Source organism: Kitasatospora sp. NPDC088779 (assembly GCF_040685395.1).
GTDB lineage: Bacteria > Actinomycetota > Actinomycetes > Streptomycetales > Streptomycetaceae > Kitasatospora.
This window is the reverse complement of sequence record NZ_JBFBHW010000078.1, coordinates 1-17,676: the sequence shown is the minus strand read 5'-3', so window position 1 is coordinate 17,676 and position 17,676 is coordinate 1. Positions and strand designations below refer to the sequence as shown.

Annotated in this window: 14 protein-coding genes; 13 read left to right on the top strand and 1 reads right to left on the bottom strand. The window is 71.8% G+C overall.

The annotated features are described in order from the left end of the window. Window positions 1–186: 186 nt before the first annotated feature. The 13 genes from trpC (at window position 187) to AB0P03_RS38655 (ending at window position 16,843) form a co-directional block, all read left to right on the top strand. The gene (gene trpC, locus AB0P03_RS38715; RefSeq protein WP_363633381.1) at window positions 187–993 is read left to right on the top strand and encodes an indole-3-glycerol phosphate synthase TrpC; all 807 of its coding nucleotides are present in this window, start codon (window positions 187–189) and stop codon (window positions 991–993) included. A 9-nt stretch (window positions 994–1,002) separates the two neighbouring features. After that, window positions 1,003–1,152: a hypothetical protein gene (locus AB0P03_RS38710; RefSeq protein ID WP_167745855.1), complete on the top strand. Its 150-nt coding sequence runs from the start codon at window positions 1,003–1,005 to the stop codon at window positions 1,150–1,152. A 47-nt stretch (window positions 1,153–1,199) separates the two neighbouring features. Next, window positions 1,200–2,471, top strand: a complete 1,272-nt coding sequence (trpB, locus tag AB0P03_RS38705) for a tryptophan synthase subunit beta (protein WP_363582798.1) — start codon at window positions 1,200–1,202, stop codon at window positions 2,469–2,471. Between the two features lie 2 nt (window positions 2,472–2,473). Beyond that, window positions 2,474–3,283 (top strand): tryptophan synthase subunit alpha, encoded by an 810-nt coding sequence (gene trpA, locus AB0P03_RS38700; protein ID WP_363582796.1) that lies wholly within the window; start codon window positions 2,474–2,476, stop codon window positions 3,281–3,283. A gap of 215 nt (window positions 3,284–3,498) precedes the next feature. After that, window positions 3,499–3,747, top strand: coding sequence for a hypothetical protein (locus AB0P03_RS38695; RefSeq protein ID WP_350885697.1), 249 nt, complete (start codon window positions 3,499–3,501; stop codon window positions 3,745–3,747). 224 nt (window positions 3,748–3,971) lie between these two features. After that, a complete protein-coding gene (locus AB0P03_RS38690; RefSeq protein ID WP_363582794.1) occupies window positions 3,972–4,490 on the top strand; it encodes a MauE/DoxX family redox-associated membrane protein in 519 nt (172 codons plus the stop codon). 67 nt (window positions 4,491–4,557) lie between these two features. After that, the gene (locus tag AB0P03_RS38685) at window positions 4,558–5,421 is read left to right on the top strand and encodes a thioredoxin domain-containing protein (protein ID WP_363582792.1); all 864 of its coding nucleotides are present in this window, start codon (window positions 4,558–4,560) and stop codon (window positions 5,419–5,421) included. Window positions 5,422–5,564: 143 nt separating this feature from the next. Continuing rightward, window positions 5,565–6,674: a prolipoprotein diacylglyceryl transferase gene (gene lgt, locus AB0P03_RS38680; RefSeq protein WP_363633379.1), complete on the top strand. Its 1,110-nt coding sequence runs from the start codon at window positions 5,565–5,567 to the stop codon at window positions 6,672–6,674. Between the two features lie 160 nt (window positions 6,675–6,834). Further along, window positions 6,835–7,557: a VIT1/CCC1 transporter family protein gene (locus tag AB0P03_RS38675; protein WP_363583022.1), complete on the top strand. Its 723-nt coding sequence runs from the start codon at window positions 6,835–6,837 to the stop codon at window positions 7,555–7,557. A 450-nt stretch (window positions 7,558–8,007) separates the two neighbouring features. Further along, window positions 8,008–12,609: a glutamate synthase large subunit gene (gene gltB / locus AB0P03_RS38670; protein ID WP_363633392.1), complete on the top strand. Its 4,602-nt coding sequence runs from the start codon at window positions 8,008–8,010 to the stop codon at window positions 12,607–12,609. Further along, window positions 12,602–14,080, top strand: a complete 1,479-nt coding sequence (locus AB0P03_RS38665) for a glutamate synthase subunit beta (protein WP_363582788.1) — start codon at window positions 12,602–12,604, stop codon at window positions 14,078–14,080. Before gltB ends, AB0P03_RS38665 begins: the two co-directional genes overlap by 8 nt. Window positions 14,081–14,434: 354 nt before the next feature. After that, window positions 14,435–15,301, top strand: a complete 867-nt coding sequence (locus AB0P03_RS38660; protein ID WP_363368552.1) for a helix-turn-helix transcriptional regulator — start codon at window positions 14,435–14,437, stop codon at window positions 15,299–15,301. Window positions 15,302–15,385: 84 nt separating this feature from the next. After that, window positions 15,386–16,843, top strand: a complete 1,458-nt coding sequence (locus tag AB0P03_RS38655; protein WP_363582786.1) for an aldehyde dehydrogenase family protein — start codon at window positions 15,386–15,388, stop codon at window positions 16,841–16,843. Window positions 16,844–16,961: 118 nt separating this feature from the next. Here the strand turns inward: AB0P03_RS38655 and AB0P03_RS38650 are convergent, their stop codons facing one another. Continuing rightward, the gene (locus AB0P03_RS38650) at window positions 16,962–17,531 is read right to left on the bottom strand and encodes a Uma2 family endonuclease (protein WP_363633378.1); all 570 of its coding nucleotides are present in this window, start codon (window positions 17,529–17,531) and stop codon (window positions 16,962–16,964) included. Window positions 17,532–17,676: the final 145 nt, after the last annotated feature.

The following is a 17,676-nucleotide window of genomic DNA, read 5'->3' as shown; positions in this document are numbered from 1 at the left end:
CGCACACCGGGCGGATGCGCCCCGCGCCCCCGGGTGCCGATACCATCGAAGTGCCGCCGGGCCACCGCCCGGACGGCTCGTCGCCGGCGAACGAACAGAAATGTTGGGGGCACTTCGCGTGAGCGAGCGAACCATTGACAGGTGCGTGTTGCGCGCAGCGCCTGCTGAGCGAAGCGAGGTGTGCGCATGAGTGTGCTCGACACGATCATCGACGGGGTCCGCGAGGACCTCGCCGAACGGCAGGCCCGGGTCTCCCTGGACCAGCTGAAGGAACTCGCCGCCAAGGCCCCCGAGGCCAAGGACGGCGTCGCCGCGCTCAAGGGCGACGGGGTCCGGGTGATCTGCGAGGTGAAGCGCTCCAGCCCGTCCAAGGGCGCGCTGGCCGCGATCGCCGACCCGGCCGCCCTGGCGAGCGACTACGCGGCCGGCGGCGCCGCCGCGATCAGCGTGCTCACCGAGCAGCGCCGTTTCGGCGGCTCGCTGGCCGACCTGGACGCCGTCCGCGCGGCGGTGGACACCCCGCTGCTGCGCAAGGACTTCATCGTCACCGCCTACCAGTTGTGGGAGGCCCGCGCGCACGGCGCCGACCTCGCGCTGCTGATCGTCGCCGCCCTCGACCAGTCGGCCCTGGTGTCGCTGATCGAGCGGGCCGAGTCGATCGGCCTCACCCCGCTGGTCGAGGTGCACGACGAGGAGGAGATCAAGCGCGCGGTGGACGCCGGGGCGCGGATCATCGGCGTCAACGCCCGCAACCTCAAGACCCTTGAGGTGGACCGCAACACCTTCGGCAACGTCGTCCACGCCATCCCGGACAGCGTCGTCAAGATCGCCGAGTCCGGCGTGCGCGGCCCGCTGGACGTGATCTCCTACGCCAACCTGGGCGCCGACGCCGTCCTGGTCGGCGAGTCCCTGGTGACCGGCAAGGACCCGCGCGCCGCGGTCGCCGACCTGGTCGCGGCCGGCGCCCACCCCGCCGTCCGGCACAAGGACTGACCCGCCGACATGAAGATCGCCACCCGCCTCGCCCCCGGTTGCCGCCCGCGCGGCTGCCGCGCGCCCGCACGCCGGGTGCTGGGGCGGCGGGTGCGCTACGTGATCGGCTGCGAGCCCGGGCAGGTGCCGGGCCGCCGATGGCGACGGACATCCGGCTGAGCCCAGCCACGAGACGTCCCTGTCGTCATCTCCCAAAGGACTCCACCATGTCCGAAAAGTCCGCGAAGGACTACCTGCCCGGCGCCCAGGTGCCGGACGCCCGAGGCTACTTCGGTGCCTACGGCGGCCGCTTCATCCCCGAGGCGCTGGTCGCCGCCGTCGAGCAGGTCGCCGAGGAGTACGAGAAGGCCAAGGCCGACCCGGCCTTCGCCGCCGAACTCGACGGCCTGCTCAAGGACTACACCGGCCGCCCGAGCCCGCTGACCGACGTGCACCGCTTCTCCGCCGAGGCGGGCGGCGCGCGCGTCCTGCTCAAGCGCGAGGACCTCAACCACACCGGCTCGCACAAGATCAACAACGTGCTGGGCCAGGCCCTGCTCACCCGGCGGATGGGCAAGACCCGGATCATCGCCGAGACCGGCGCCGGCCAGCACGGCGTGGCCACCGCCACCGCCTGCGCCCTGTTCGGCTTCGACTGCACCATCTACATGGGCGAGGTCGACACCCAGCGCCAGGCGCTGAACGTCGCCCGGATGCGGATGCTCGGCGCCGAGGTGGTGTCCGTCACCTCCGGCAGCCGCACCCTCAAGGACGCCATCAACGAGGCGTTCCGCGACTGGGTCGCCAACGTGGACTCCACCCACTACCTGTTCGGCACCGTGGCCGGCCCGCACCCCTTCCCGATGATGGTCCGCGACTTCCACCGGGTCATCGGCGTCGAGGCCCGCCAGCAGGTGCTCGACCGCACCGGGCGGCTGCCCGACGCCGTCGTCGCCTGCGTCGGCGGCGGCTCCAACGCGATGGGCATCTTCCACGAGTTCATTCCCGACGCCGGCGTGCGCCTGATCGGCTGCGAGGCCGCCGGCGAGGGCGCCGACACTCCCAAGCACGCCGCCACCCTCACCAAGGGCGACCCCGGCGTGCTGCACGGCTCGCGCACCTACGTCCTCCAGGACGAGGACGGCCAGACCATCGAGTCGCACTCCATCTCCGCCGGCCTCGACTACCCGGGCGTCGGCCCGGAGCACGCCTGGCTGAAGGACACCGGACGGGCCGAGTACCGCCCCGTCACCGACGACGCCGCCATGCAGGCGCTGCGGCTGCTGTCCCGCACCGAGGGCATCATCCCGGCCATCGAGAGCGCCCACGCGCTGGCCGGCGCCCTGGAGCTGGGCCGCGAGCTCGGGCCCGAGGCCACCATCCTGGTCTCGCTCTCCGGGCGCGGCGACAAGGACATGCACACCGCGGCCGAGTACTTCGGCCTGTACGACGAGCCGGCCGGCGGTTCGGCCCACGACGCGGCCCACGGGGGTAAGTGACCATGGCATCGAAGCTCAGTGGCATCCTGGCGGCAGCCAAGGCCGAGGACCGCGCCGCGCTGATCGGCTACCTGCCGGGCGGCTTCCCGACCGTCGACGGCGGCATCCGGGCGATCAACGCGCTGATCGAGGGCGGCTGCGACATCGTCGAGGTCGGCCTGCCGCACTCCGACCCGGTCCTGGACGGCGCCGTCATCCAGACCGCCGACGACATCGCGCTGCGCGGCGGCGTGCGGATCAAGGACGTGCTGCGCACCGTCCAGGAGGTCGCCACCGCGCACCCCGAGGCGGCGGTGCTGGTGATGACGTACTGGAACCCGGTCGACCGCTACGGCACCGCGCGCTTCGCCGCCGACCTCGCGGCCGCGGGCGGCGCCGGCTGCATCCTGCCGGACCTGCCGGTGGAGGAGTCCGAGGAGTGGCGCAAGGCGGCGGACGAGCACGGGCTGGACACCGTGTTCGTGGTCGCCCCCAGCAGCAAGGACCCGCGCCTGGCCGAGGTCACCGCGGCCGGCAGCGGCTTCGTCTACGCGGCCGCCGTGATGGGCGTGACCGGGACCCGCGCCCAGGTCGGTTCGCTTGCCGAGGACCTGGTCGCCCGCACCCGGGCCACCACCGACCTGCCGGTCTGCGTCGGCCTCGGCGTCTCCACCCCCGAGCAGGCCGCCGAGGTGGCGGGCTTCGCCGACGGCGTGATCGTGGGCTCCGCGTTCGTGAAGCGGATCCTGGAGGCCGGCGACGACGAGGCGGCCGCGCTGGACGCGGTGCGCGCCCTGGCCGGCGAGCTGGCGGCGGGCGTCCGTCGGCGCTGACCCTCGTACCACCTGACGGCCCGTCGCTCCCTCCGGGGGCGGCGGGCCGTCGCGCTTGTGTGCGCCCGGCTCGCCGGGCGGCGGCGCTCGCGCGGCCCCGAACGGGTGAACAGCGACGGGCACACGCATCAGGCGGGGTTGACCGGCGTTGAGTGGAGGGACGAGTGCACGAACGAGGTGCACGGGGGTTGCCGAGCGAGCGAAGGAGTGAGCCGGTGCCGGGTCTCCATCGGGCCGTTCTGCTGCGGGCGGCCGCCGCCGCGCTGGCGCTCGGCGCCGCCGTCGGAGCGCACACCGAGGTGGGGCAGGCGCTGGCCAAGCGCGGTGCCGAGCGGGCCGTGCGGGACGCGTACGCCTGCGCCGAGGCGGCCCGCTGGGACGCCGCCGAGCGGGCAGCCCACCCGCACCACGAGGGCCGCGCCGACCTGTTCGACCCCGGCCGCCCGCCCGGCTGCCGCTCCTGAGGGCCGCGCCGACCTGATCGACCAGGGGCGCCCGCCCGGCCTCCCGCCCGGCCTCCCACCCGGTCACCCGCCCGGGCACCCGCCCCTGAACGGACGTTCGCCGGATTCGGACACACCATCACCAGACGTCACCCATCCGGCTTAATTCCTGAATATGGAGGAACCGCCCTTCATCCCTTACGGTTCATCAGGAAGTGAACGAGTTTCCCGAGGGGGGTTCCCTGATGGCCGGCCCGGCAGCGCAGCCCGGTGACACGGCGCCCGCGCCGCCCGCCCGGCGGCCGGTGCAGGCCTGGAGTCCGTGGCTGGGCACCGTCGTCCGGCTCGGCCTCGCGGTGGTCTGGGGCTGGGCCGGCCTGGCCAAGATCGCCGACCCGGCGGAGGCCGCCCAGGCCGTCCGCGCCTACGAGATCCTGCCCGAGGGCCTGGTCAAGCCGGTCGGCTACGCCCTGCCCTTCCTGGAGCTGGCGCTCGCCCTGCTGCTGGTGATCGGCCTCGGCGTCCGGATCGTCGCCGGCGTCTCCGCGCTGCTGCTGCTCACCTTCATCGCCGGGATCGCCACCGCCTGGGCGCGCGGCATCTCGATCGACTGCGGCTGCTTCGGCGGCGGCGGGCACGTCGACGCCTCGCAGACCGAGTACCTCCAGGAGATCCTGCGCGACACCGGGTTCCTCCTGCTGGCCGGGTGGCTGCTGTGGCGGCCCCGCACCAGGTTCTCGGCGGACGGCTGGCTGGCGAGCTGACCGGCCGGCCCCGCCGCACCCCCACCCCACCCCACGAAGGCCCTCCCCGATTGTGGATGTCAAGGCAATGAGCGAGAAGAACCGAGAAGGCAAGCGCACCGCCCGCGAGCGGATGCTGGAGCAGCGGGCGGCCGACGAGGCCACGTCCAGGCGCAGGAAGAAGCTGTTGGTGGGCGGCGCGGTGCTCGTGGTGATCGCCGCCGCCGTGGTCACCGGCGTCGTGGTGCAGAACCAGCGCTCCAAGCCGGAGACCCCGGTCGCCGCCCCCGCCGGGACGATCGGCGACAAGAACCTGGTCATCCCGGCCGGCTCGGCCAACGCCCCGGCCGTCCTCACCGTCTACGAGGACCCGCGCTGCCCGGCCTGCGGGATCTTCGAGCGCGAGTTCTCCTCGACCGTCGACCAGCTGGAAGACGCCGGCAAGATCTACACCAACTACCACATCGTGTCGTTCATCGACCGGGCCGTCCCGGGCAAGGGCTCCAAGGCCGGCGCCAACGCGCTGGCCTGCGCCCAGGACGCCGGGCACTTCCGGGACTTCCACGACGTGCTGTACCGCAACCAGCCGGACGAGACCAGCGACGCCTTCGGCGACAAGGCCGTCCTGATCAACCTCGCCAAGCAGGTCAACGGTCTCGACACGCCCGCCTTCCAGGCCTGCGTCAACGACAACAAGTACGGCGGATGGGTGTCGTCCGTGCAGCAGGACTTCGACAAGTCCAGCTACAAGTCCACCCCGACCGTGCTGCTCAACGGCCAGCCGATCTACCCCAAGAACGGCGCCGAGGAGATCACCCCGGCGAACCTGGTGAAGTGGGTCGACGCCGCCAACCAGGGCAAGCAGCTGGGCACCGCGGGCTCCAACGGGCAGACCCCGGCGCCCACCAGCACCGCCTCGGAGGCCAACAACCCGTCGCCGACCGCGGGCTGAGCCCCGTACACCGCCGGGTGACCGCCGCCGCCTCCTCCCCGTCCGGAGGGGGCGGCGGCGCCGTTCCCGGTGCCCGTTGTTCGGTATCTGTGACCCCGGGGGTGCCCAGCAGGGGCCGCAGACCCTGTAGCGTCGGAACCGCCATGGATATCGCCTACATTCCCAGCCCGTCGCGGGGCGTCCTGTACCTCGGACCGGTCCCGCTGCGCGCCTACGCCTTCTGCATCATCCTCGGTGTCGTCGTGGCCGTCTGGCTCGGCAGCAAGCGCTGGGTCGCCCGGGGCGGTGCCAAGCACACGGTCGGCGACATCGCCGTCTGGGCCGTGCCCTTCGGCCTGGTCGGCGGCCGGCTGTACCACGTGATCACCGACCACCAGCTGTACTTCGGGGCCGGCAAGAACCCCTGGAACGCCTTCAAGATCTGGGAGGGCGGCCTCGGCATCTGGGGCGCCGTCGCGCTCGGCGCGGTCGGGGCCTGGATCGGCTGCCGCCGCCGGGGCGTGCCGCTGCCCGCGTACGCGGACGCCATCGCGCCGGGCATCGCGCTCGCGCAGGCGATGGGCCGCTGGGGCAACTACTTCAACCAGGAGCTGTACGGCCGGCCGACCACGCTGCCGTGGGGCCTGGAGATCGACAAGACGCTGCCGGGCGGCGAGGTCGTCAAGGGCGTCTACCACCCGACCTTCCTGTACGAGTCGATCTGGTGCGTCGGGGTCGCGCTGCTGGTCATCTGGGCCGACCGCCGCTTCAAGCTGGGGCACGGCCGGGCCTTCGCGCTGTACGTGGCCGCGTACACGGTGGGCCGGTTCTGGACCGAGTGGCTGCGGATCGACGAGGCGCACGTCTACTTCGGCCTGCGGCTGAACGACTGGACGTCGATCGTGGTGTTCATCGGAGCCGTGGTCTACCTGGTGGTCGTCGGCAAGAAGCGGCCCGGCCGGGAGGACCCGGCGAGCATCGACCCGCTGGCCGACGAGGAGGGCGAGGCGCAGGGCCCGTCCGACAAGGCGGCGGCGTCCGAGAAGGCCGCGGTGTCCGGCAAGGCCGCGGTGTCCGAGAAGTCGGGCAGGGCCGAGAAGGCCGGCAAGGCGGCTTCGGCGGAGAAGGCCGCCGGGAAGCCCGCGCCGTCCGAGAAGGTCGCCGGGGCCGGTGAGACCGCCGAACTGTCTCAGTCCGCGGACGAAAAGGCGGACGCGGAGGCAGCCTCCGAAGCCGTCGAGAGCGCCGACAAGAGTGCCAAGAACCTGACCTGACCTGGGAGTTACCCCCGCTTCGGCCGCCCGCGCGATGCTCGCGCAGGGCGGCCGAAGCGCTGTTCGGACAGCCTTACTTTGCTGGAAATGCGCAGGTCAGACGGTCTACGGTCGGGGCAGACGAATCGAACGGAGGGGAACTGCCGTGAGCGCGACCACCCTGGAGCCCGAGGCCGGGCACCACCCCCGCATACCCGCTGCCGGGCACCACCGGGACGTGAACGGAGGCTGGCTGCGGCCCGCCGTGTTCGGGGCGATGGACGGCCTGGTCTCCAACTTCGCGCTGATGACCGGCGTGGTCGGCGGCTCGGTGTCCAGCGGCACGGTGGTGCTGACCGGGCTCGCCGGGCTGGCGGCCGGCGCCTGCTCGATGGCGGCGGGGGAGTACACCTCGGTGGCCTCGCAGGCCGAGCTGGTGCAGGCCGAGATCGAGGCCGAGCGGCTGGAGCTGAGCCGCAACCCGCACGGCGAGCTGGCCGAGCTGGCGCAGCTGTACATCGCCCGCGGGGTGGAGCCGGACCTCGCCCACGAGGTGGCCCGGCAGCTGTCCGCCAATCCGGACCAGGCCCTGGAGATCCACGCCCGGGAGGAGCTGGGCATCGACCCGAACGACCTGCCGTCACCGTGGGTGGCCGCCGGGTCGTCCTTCGTCTGCTTCGCGGTGGGCGCGCTGCTGCCGCTGCTGCCGTACCTGCTGGGGGCGACCTCGCTGGTGCCGGCGCTGCTGCTGTCGGTGGTGGGGCTGTTCCTGTGCGGCGCGGTGGTGGCGCGGGTGACGGCGCGCAGCTGGTGGTTCAGCGGGCTGCGGCAGCTGGTGCTGGGCGGGGCGGCGGCCGGGGTGACGTACCTGCTGGGGTGGCTGATCGGCGGGCACGTCGGCTAGGCACCGGGGCGCCTGGGCCGTCGGCCGGCGTGTGTGACGACCCGGAGGAGTGCATGACTATGCCGGGAAGTGCGTGACGTTCCGCACACGGCTGCCGGGTGGTGCCTGGCCTAGTCTCACCATTCGGGCCTCGGGGCCGAGGATTCGCATCCGTGGGTGATCCCTCGGGATCGATTCACAGGCGTCCTTGATCGTCCCGTGTGGCGATCGGGTTTCGCCCCTGTTTCAGGCGGCCGACCGCCGGGCACAATCGAGGGGACGCGCATTGTGGCGCGTCCTCTCATTCCCCCCTTGACCTGCGGATCAGTCCGCCATGTGGACGAGATATTCCACTTCCCGGGATCTTGGGCATCATGTAACTTGCACGAAATCGCATCAGGGCCAACGTCGTCCCTCCTTGCACCACACAGCCGAAAGACGACGACGGGAGAGCCGATGCTGCCTGCATCCATGCACTCCGCCAACGAGCCCCAGGCCGGCGCAGCCCGCCAGCCGTACGCGCTCGTTCCGGATGCGCGACCTACCGCTCAGGGCCTGTACGACCCGCGAAACGAGCACGACGCCTGCGGCGTCGGTTTCGTCGCCACGCTGACCGGCATCGCCGACCACACCATCGTCGAACAGGCGCTGACCGTCCTGCGCAACCTGGAGCACCGCGGCGCCACCGGCGCCGAGCCGGACTCCGGTGACGGCGCCGGCATCCTCACCCAGATCCCGGACGCCTTCCTGCGCGGCAAGGTCGACTTCGAGCTCCCCGCCGCCGGCTCCTACGCGGTCGGCATCGCCTTCCTGCCCGACGCGGACGCCGCCGACGCGGACGCCGTCGCCCGGATCGAGGCCATCGCGGCCGAGGAGGACCTCACCGTCCTCGGCTGGCGCGACGTCCCCGTCACCCCGGACCTGCTCGGCGCCACCGCCCGCGGCGTCATGCCGCGCTTCCGGCAGCTCTTCCTCGCCAAGGAGGGCCTGGCCGGGATCGAGCTCGACCGGACCGCCTTCGTCGTCCGCAAGCGCTCCGAGCGCGAGGTCGGGGTCTACTTCCCGTCGCTGTCCGCGCGCACCATCGTCTACAAGGGCATGCTGACCACCGGCCAGCTGGAGCCCTTCTTCCCCGACCTGTCGGACCGCTCCTACGCCTCCGCCGTCGGCCTGGTGCACTCGCGCTTCTCCACCAACACCTTCCCGAGCTGGCCGCTCGCCCACCCGTACCGCTTCGTCGCCCACAACGGCGAGATCAACACGGTCAAGGGCAACCGCAACTGGATGAGCGCCCGCGAGTCCCAGCTCGCCACCGACCTCATCCCCGCCAACCGCAACGGCCGGGGCCTGGAGCGGATCTTCCCGGTCTGCACCCCGGAGCACTCCGACTCCGCCTCCTTCGACGAGGTCCTGGAGCTGCTCCACCTCGGCGGCCGCTCGCTGCCGCACTCGGTGCTGATGATGATCCCGGAGGCGTGGGAGAACCACGCCACCATGGACCCGGCCCGCCGCGCCTTCTACCAGTACCACTCCAACCTGATGGAGCCCTGGGACGGCCCGGCCTGCGTCACCTTCACCGACGGCACCCAGATCGGCGCCGTGCTCGACCGCAACGGCCTGCGCCCGGCCCGCTACTGGATCACCGAGGACGGCCTCGTCGTCCTCTCCTCCGAGGTCGGCGTGCTCGACATCGACCAGGAGAAGGTCGCCAAGAAGGGCCGCCTCCAGCCCGGCCGGATGTTCCTCGTCGACACCGCCGAGGGCCGCATCGTCGGGGACGAGGAGATCAAGTCCTCCCTCGCCGCCGAGCACCCCTACGCGGAGTGGGTCGCCGCCGGGCAGATCCAGCTCGCCAAGCTGCCCGAGCGCGAGCACATCTTCCACACCCACGCCTCGGTCACCCGCCGCCAGCAGACCTTCGGCTACACCGAGGAGGAGCTGCGGGTCATCCTCGCGCCGATGGCCAAGACCGGCGGCGAGGCGCTCGGCTCGATGGGCACCGACTCGCCGATCGCCGCGCTCAGCGAGAAGCCGCGCCTGCTCTTCGACTACTTCGTCCAGCTCTTCGCGCAGGTCACCAACCCGCCGCTGGACGCCATCCGCGAGGAGCTCGTCACCTCGCTGCTCAGCAACCTCGGCCCCGAGGGCAACCTGCTGGCCGCCGAGGCCGCCGCCTGCCGCTCGGTCGGCATCACCTTCCCGGTGATCGACAACGACGAGCTGGCCAAGCTCGTCCACATCAACCACGACGGCGACCAGCCCGGCCTCAAGGCCGTCACGCTCTCCGGCCTCTACAAGGTCGCCGCCGGCGGCCAGGGCCTGGCCGCCCGGCTGGCCGAGATCGCCGCCGAGGCCGACGCCGCGATCGCCGACGGCGCCCGGATCGTCGTGCTCTCCGACCGGCACTCCGACGCCGAGCACGCCCCGATCCCCTCGCTGCTGCTCACCTCCGCGATCCACCACCACCTCATCCGCACCAAGCAGCGCACCCAGGTGTCGCTGCTGGTCGAGGCCGGCGACGTCCGCGAGGTGCACCACGTCGCGCTGCTGATCGGCTACGGCGCCGGCGCCGTCAACCCGTACCTGGCCATGGAGTCCGTCGAGGACCTCGTCGCCCAGAAGGTGTTCATCCAGGGCGTCGAGCCCGAGAAGGCCATCAAGAACCTGATCAAGGCGCTCGGCAAGGGCGTGCTCAAGGTCATGTCCAAGATGGGCATCTCGACCGTCGCCTCCTACCGCGGCGCCCAGGTCTTCGAGGCCATCGGCCTCTCCCAGGAGCTGGTCGACGGCTACTTCGCCGGCACCACCACCAAGCTCGGCGGCATCGGCCTGGAGGAGATCGCCAAGGAGACCGCCGCCCGCCACGCCAAGGCCTACCCGGCCTCCGGCATCCCGGCCGCGCACCGCGCGCTGGAGATCGGCGGCGAGTACCAGTGGCGCCGCGAGGGCGAACCGCACCTGTTCGACCCGGACACCGTCTTCCGGCTCCAGCACTCCACCCGCAACCGCCGGTACGACATCTTCAAGCAGTACACGGACCGGGTGAACGAGCAGTCCACCCGCCTGATGACGCTGCGCGGCCTGTTCCAGCTGGACGCCCTCGGCCGGACCCCGATCCCGGTCGAGGAGGTCGAGCCGGTCTCCGAGATCGTCAAGCGCTTCTCCACCGGCGCCATGTCGTACGGCTCCATCTCCCTGGAGGCGCACGAGACCCTCGCCATCGCGATGAACCGCCTCGGCGGCAAGTCCAACACCGGCGAGGGCGGCGAGGACCCGGACCGCCTGTACGACCCGCAGCGCCGCTCGGCCATCAAGCAGGTCGCCTCCGGCCGCTTCGGCGTCACCTCCGAGTACCTGGTCAACGCCGACGACATCCAGATCAAGATGGCCCAGGGCGCCAAGCCCGGCGAGGGCGGCCAGCTGCCCGGCCACAAGGTCTACCCGTGGGTCGCCAAGACCCGGCACTCCACCCCGGGTGTCGGCCTGATCTCGCCGCCGCCGCACCACGACATCTACTCGATCGAGGACCTGGCGCAGCTCATCCACGACCTCAAGAACGCCAACCCGGCCGCCCGCATCCACGTGAAGCTGGTGTCCGAGGTCGGCGTCGGCACGGTCGCCGCGGGCGTCTCCAAGGCGCACGCCGACGTGGTGCTGGTCTCCGGGCACGACGGCGGTACCGGCGCCTCCCCGCTGACCTCGCTGAAGCACGCGGGCGGCCCCTGGGAGCTCGGCCTCGCCGAGACCCAGCAGACCCTGCTGCTCAACGGCCTGCGCGACCGCATCGTCGTGCAGACCGACGGCCAGCTCAAGACCGGCCGCGACGTCGTCATCGCCGCGCTGCTCGGCGCCGAGGAGTTCGGCTTCGCCACCGCGCCGCTGGTCGTCTCCGGCTGCATCATGATGCGCGTCTGCCACCTGGACACCTGCCCGGTCGGCGTCGCCACCCAGAACCCGGTGCTGCGCGAGCGCTTCTCCGGCAAGCCCGAGTTCGTGGTCAACTTCTTCGAGTTCATCGCCGAGGAGGTTCGGGAGATCCTCGCCGAGCTGGGCTTCCGCACGATCGAGGAGGCCGTCGGCCACGCCGAGCACATCAACGCCGCCGCCGCCGTCGACCACTGGAAGGCCGCCGGGCTCGACCTGGCCCCGCTCTTCCACGTCCCGCAGCTGCCCGAGGGCGCGGCCCGCCACCGCACCACCTCCCAGGACCACGCGCTCGACAAGGCCCTGGACAACCAGCTGATCACGCTCGCCGAGGACGCCCTGGAGCGCGGCGAGACCGTCCGCATCCAGCTGCCGATCCGCAACGTCAACCGCACCGTCGGCACCATGCTCGGCCACGAGGTGACCAAGCGCTACCGCGGCGAGGGCCTGCCCGAGGGCACCATCGACGTCACCTTCACCGGCTCCGCCGGGCAGTCCTTCGGCGCCTTCGTGCCGCGCGGCGTGACCCTGCGGCTGGAGGGCGACGCCAACGACTACGTCGGCAAGGGCCTCTCCGGCGGTGTCGTGATCGTCCGCCCGGCCCGCGACGCCGCGGCCATCGGCAACGACGCGCAGAACCACGTCATCGCCGGCAACACCATCGGCTACGGCGCCACCTCCGGCCGGATCCACCTGCGCGGCAAGGCCGGCGAGCGCTTCGCCGTCCGCAACTCCGGCGCCACCCTGGTCGTCGAGGGCGTGGGCGACCACGGCCTGGAGTACATGACCGGCGGCCGGGTCGTCATCCTCGGCGAGACCGGGCGCAACCTGGCGGCCGGCATGTCCGGCGGCATCGCCTACGTCCTGGACCTGCGCCCCGCGAACGTCAACGACGGCCTGGTGGGCATCGAGGCCCCCTCCGCCGCCGACCGCGACTGGCTGCGCGAGACCGTGCAGCAGCACTACGAGGAGACCGGCTCCACCGTCGCCGCCGAACTCCTGGCCGACTGGGGCAGCGGGGTCTCCCGCTTCTCCACGATCATGCCGACCGACTACAAGGCAGTGCTCGCCGCCAAGGACGCCGCTGAGCGCGATGGCCTCTCCGAGGCCGAGACCACTCGCAAGATGATGGAGGCGGCTAATGGCTGACCCCAAGGGCTTCCTGACCACGCCCAAGCAGCTGGCCGAGCGGCGCCCCGTCGACGTGCGCCTGCGGGACTGGAACGAGGTCTACGTCGAGCGCAGCCTCCTGCCGATCATCACCGAGCAGGCCGGCCGCTGCATGGACTGCGGCATCCCGTTCTGCCACAACGGCTGCCCGCTCGGGAACCTCATCCCCGAGTGGAACGACCTCGCCTACCGGGACGACTTCGTCGGCGCGATCGAGCGGCTGCACGCGACCAACAACTTCCCGGAGTTCACCGGCCGCCTCTGCCCGGCGCCCTGCGAGTCGGCCTGCGTGCTCGGCATCAACCAGGACGCGGTGACCATCAAGAACGTCGAGGTCACCATCATCGACAAGGCCTGGGACCGCGGCGGCGTCACGCCGCAGGTCCCGGAGCGGCTGTCCGGCAAGACCGTCGCCGTCGTCGGCTCCGGCCCGGCCGGCCTGGCCGTCGCCCAGCAGCTCACCCGGGCCGGGCACACCGTCGTCGTGTACGAGCGCGCCGACCGCGTCGGCGGCCTGCTGCGCTACGGCATCCCCGAGTTCAAGATGGAGAAGCGCCACATCAACCGCCGCGTCGAGCAGATGCGCGCGGAGGGCACCCGCTTCCGCACCGGCGTGCACGTCGGCGAGGACATCACCGGCCAGCAGCTGCGCGAGCGCTTCGACGCCGTCGTCGTCGCCGCCGGCGCCACCACCGCGCGCGACCTGGCGGTGCCCGGGCGCGAGCTCAAGGGCGTCCACCAGGCCATGGAGTACCTGCCGCTGGCCAACAAGGTGCAGGAGGGCGACTTCGTCGAGTCGCCGATCAGCGCCAAGGGCAAGCACGTCGTCGTCATCGGCGGCGGCGACACCGGCGCCGACTGCGTCGGCACCGCCCACCGCCAGGGCGCGGCCTCCGTCACCCAGCTGGAGATCATGCCGCGGCCCTCCGAGGAGCGCCCCGGCCACCAGCCCTGGCCGACCATGCCGATGACCTACAAGGTCACCTCCGCGCACGAGGAGGGCGGCGAGCGGATCTACTCCGTGAACACCACCCACTTCACCGGCTCCGCCCCCGAAGAGGGACAGACGGTCGGCAACGTCCAGGAGCTGCACCTCGTCGAGGTCGAGTTCAAGGACGGCCGCTTCGAGCCCGTCCCCGGCACCGAGCGGGCCATCCCGGCGCAGCTCGTCACCCTGGCCATGGGCTTCACCGGCACCGACGTCCGCAACGGCCTGGTCGAGCAGCTCGGCGTGGACCTGGACGCGCGCGGTAACATTGGCCGCGACGGCCGGTTCGCCACCAATGTCGATGGCGTGTACGTCTGCGGAGACGCCGGCCGCGGTCAGTCGCTGATCGTCTGGGCCATCGCGGAAGGCCGCTCGGCCGCAGCCGCGGTGGACAAGTACCTCGGCGGCAAGACCCCACTGCCGGCCCCGATCCGTCCCACCGACCGCCCGCTGGTCGTCTGACGGGCCGACCGGCCCCCTGAACCCCCGGTGCCGCATCGCCGGGAGCTCAACCCGCTGCCCCCGCCAGCGTCGCCGGGCCAACGCGGTCTCCTGGCGCCTGCCCTCTTCCCCGACCAGTTGGAGGGCGGGCGCCGTCGCGTTCCCCCGGGCGGTCCGCCGCCTTACCCCGAAGATGGCAGGCCCGTCAAGGGCCGTGTCAACTCTCAGACATTTCCCAGGACTTGGGTCTACCGTAGGCCCGTTCCGGACGCCGCGCGGGAGGGCCTGACCGGACGGACTGTTGTTCGTCGGTACCAGGTGGCAGACTGCCGCCGACGGCCGGGGGGCTGCTGCGCGAGTGCGGAGGTTGACGCGATGAGCACGACTCAGACAAGCGGAGGCGCCACGGTACGGCGCCTGCTGCTCGGCACCCAGCTGCGCAAGCTCCGCGAGGCCAGGGGCGTCAGCCGCGAGGAGGCCGGCTACTCGATCCGCGCCTCCGAGTCCAAGATCAGCCGGATGGAACTCGGCCGGGTCGGCTTCAAGGAACGCGACGTCGCCGACCTGCTCACCCTGTACGGCGTCGAGGCCGAGCAGGAGCGCGCCACCGTCCTCGGACTCGTCCGGGACGCCAACGCCACCTCCTGGTGGCACGAGTACGGCGACGTGCTGCCCGCCTGGTTCCAGAACTACGTCGGCCTGGAAGAAGCCGTCGCCGAGATCCGCAGCTACGAGGTCCAGTTCGTCCACGGGCTGCTCCAGACCGCCGACTACGCCCGCGCCGTCATCGCCGCCGGCGGCCACGTCACCGACCCCGGCGAGATCGAACGCCGCGTCGAGGTCCGGCTCAAACGCCAGGCCCTGCTCACCGCCGAGAGCGGCCCCCGCCTGCTCGCGATCCTCGACGAGGCCGCGCTGCGCCGCCCCTGGGGCGGCCCCGAGCTGATGCGCAACCAGATCGACCGGCTGCTGGAACTCGGCGAACTGCCCAACGTCCGGCTCCGGGTGCTGCCGCTGGGCTGCGCCGGACTGAGCGCCGAGAGCGGCGCCTTCACCGTGCTCGGCTTCGCCGAACCCGAACTCGCCGACGTCGTCTACGTCGAACAGTTCACCACCGCGCTCTACCTCGACAAGCCGGCCGAGGTCGCCGAGTACCGCCACGCCATGGAAGGGCTGCTCGCCGACAGCCTCGACCCCGAACAGACCCGGCAGCTCCTGTACTCCGTACGCCAAGAGCTCTGAGACGTCAGTACGATGATGCCCAATCAGACCGGGCCGTAGCGGCTCGCCCGCCGACGTTCCCCGAACCGGCACGAGAGGGATCAGATGTCGTACTTCTCCGAGTTGGCGCTGCAGTACATCGACGGCGAATGGTGCAGCGGCAGCGGCTCCTGGGACATCGTCGACGTCGACCCCTACACCGGCGACAAGCTCGCCACCATCACCGTCGCCACCATCGCCGAGGTCGACCGGGCCTACCGGGCCGCCGAGCGGGCCCAGAAGCAGTGGGCCGCCACCACCCCCTACGCCCGCCGGCTCGTCTTCGAACGCGTGCTGCGCCTGATCGAGGAACGCGAGGAGGAGATCACCCGCGCCATCATGGCCGAGCTCGGCGGCACCGCGCTCAAGGCCGCCTTCGAGCTCTCCCTGGTCAAGGACATGCTGCGGGACTGCCTGCGGGTGTCCCTGGGCCTGGAGGGCCGGCTGCTGCCCTCGATCACGCAGGGCCAGGAGAACCGCCTCTACCGGCTGCCGGTCGGCGTCGTCGGCGTGATCAGCCCGTTCAACTTCCCGCTGTACCTCTCGATCAAGGCCGTCGCCCCCGCCCTCGCACTCGGCAACGGCGTGGTGCTCAAGCCGCACCAGGAGACCCCGATCGTCGGCGGCACCCTGATCGCCCGGCTCTTCGAGGAGGCGGGCCTGCCGGCCGGGCTGTTCAACGTCGTGGTCACCGACATCGCCGAGATCGGCGACGCCTTCATCGAGCACCCGGTGCCCAAGGTCATCGCCTTCACCGGCTCCGACCGGATCGGCCGGCACGTCGCCACCGTCGCCGCCGCCAACTTCAAGCGCACCGTGCTCGAACTCGGCGGCAACAGCGCGCTGATCGTGCTCGACGACGCCGACCTCGACTACGCCGTGGACGCCGCCGTGTTCAGCCGCTTCGCCCACCAGGGCCAGGTCTGCATGGCCGCCAACCGCATCCTCGTCGACCGCTCCGTCGAGGCCGAGTTCACCGCCAAGTTCGTCGCGAAGGTCTCCTCGCTCACCGTCGGCGACCCCAAGGACCCGGCCACCCAGATCGGCCCGCTGATCAACCCCGTCCAGGCCGACACCATCACCGCCCAGGTCGACCAGGCCATCGCCGCCGGCGCCACCGCACTGCTGCGCGGCACCACGGTCGGCAGCCTGATGGAGCCCGTCGTCCTCACCGGGCTGGCCGAGGACGCGCCGATCCTCCAACGCGAACTCTTCGGCCCGGTCGTCCTCGTGGTGCCCTTCGACGGCGAGGACGAGGCCGTCCGGCTCGCCAACGACAGCCCCTTCGGGCTCAGCGGCGCGGTGCACACCGGCGACGTCGAGCGCGGCGTCCGGGTCGCGCACCGGATCGAGACCGGCATGATCCACGTCAACGGCGGGACCATCGCCGACGAGCCGGCGGTGCCGTTCGGCGGGGAGAAGAACTCCGGCATCGGGCGGCTCAACGGGGAGTCCACGGTGGACGCGTTCACCACCGTGAAGTGGATCTCCGTCCAGCACGGGCGCACCGCCTTCCCGTTCTGAGCGGTGCCGTTCCGGGCGTTTCTGTTCCGGGTGTTTCTGTTCCGGGTGTTTCTGTTCTGACGGTGCCACCTCGGGCGGTGCGGGTCGCCCGGCGGCAGCCGCCGGGCGACCTGATCGGTCAGGCCGGGTAACGGATGAGACCGTCGGTGGCGAGCTCGAAGCCGAAGGGGGCGGGGATCGGCACCCGGTCGCCGAAGCTGCCGGTCCAGCGTTGGCGGTAGGCGCCGTCGGAGGGCTCGGAGTAGAGGGTGATGTCGCCCTTGCGCGGATCGATCAGCAGGTACAGCGGGATCCGCATCTGCGGGTAGTCGCGCACCTTGCCGACCAGGTCGTTCTCCGGGTTCGACGGCGAGACGATCTCCACCGCGATCGCCGCCTCCTCGGCCGGCACCTCGTTGCCGCCCAGTTCGACGACCGAGATCGGGATGTAGGTCAGGTCGGGGTTGCGCAGCTTGCCCACGTTCGGCGACGCCAGATCGGTGTTCTCGCTCGGCATCAGGTCGGACGGGCGGCGCGCGTCGAACTGCTCGCGGATGAGCAGCAGGTTGCGCTGGTGGATCACCGATGGGCCGGCCATCATGATGATCTCGTCGCCGGAGATCTCGATCTTCCACCCGGCCGGAGGCGTCAGGCTCTGCGCGTAGGCCAGCAGCCGCGCGTGGCGCTCTGGGATCTGGAACTCGCTCATGGCCCCATTCTTCCACTGCGAACAGCACGAAGGCCGTGGGGGGGGGGGGGGGGGGGGGCCCGCCCCCCCCCCCGGGGGGGGGGGGGAGATAACCACCCCGGGCGGGGAGGGGGGGTGGCGCCACGGCATAAGACAGACACCATAA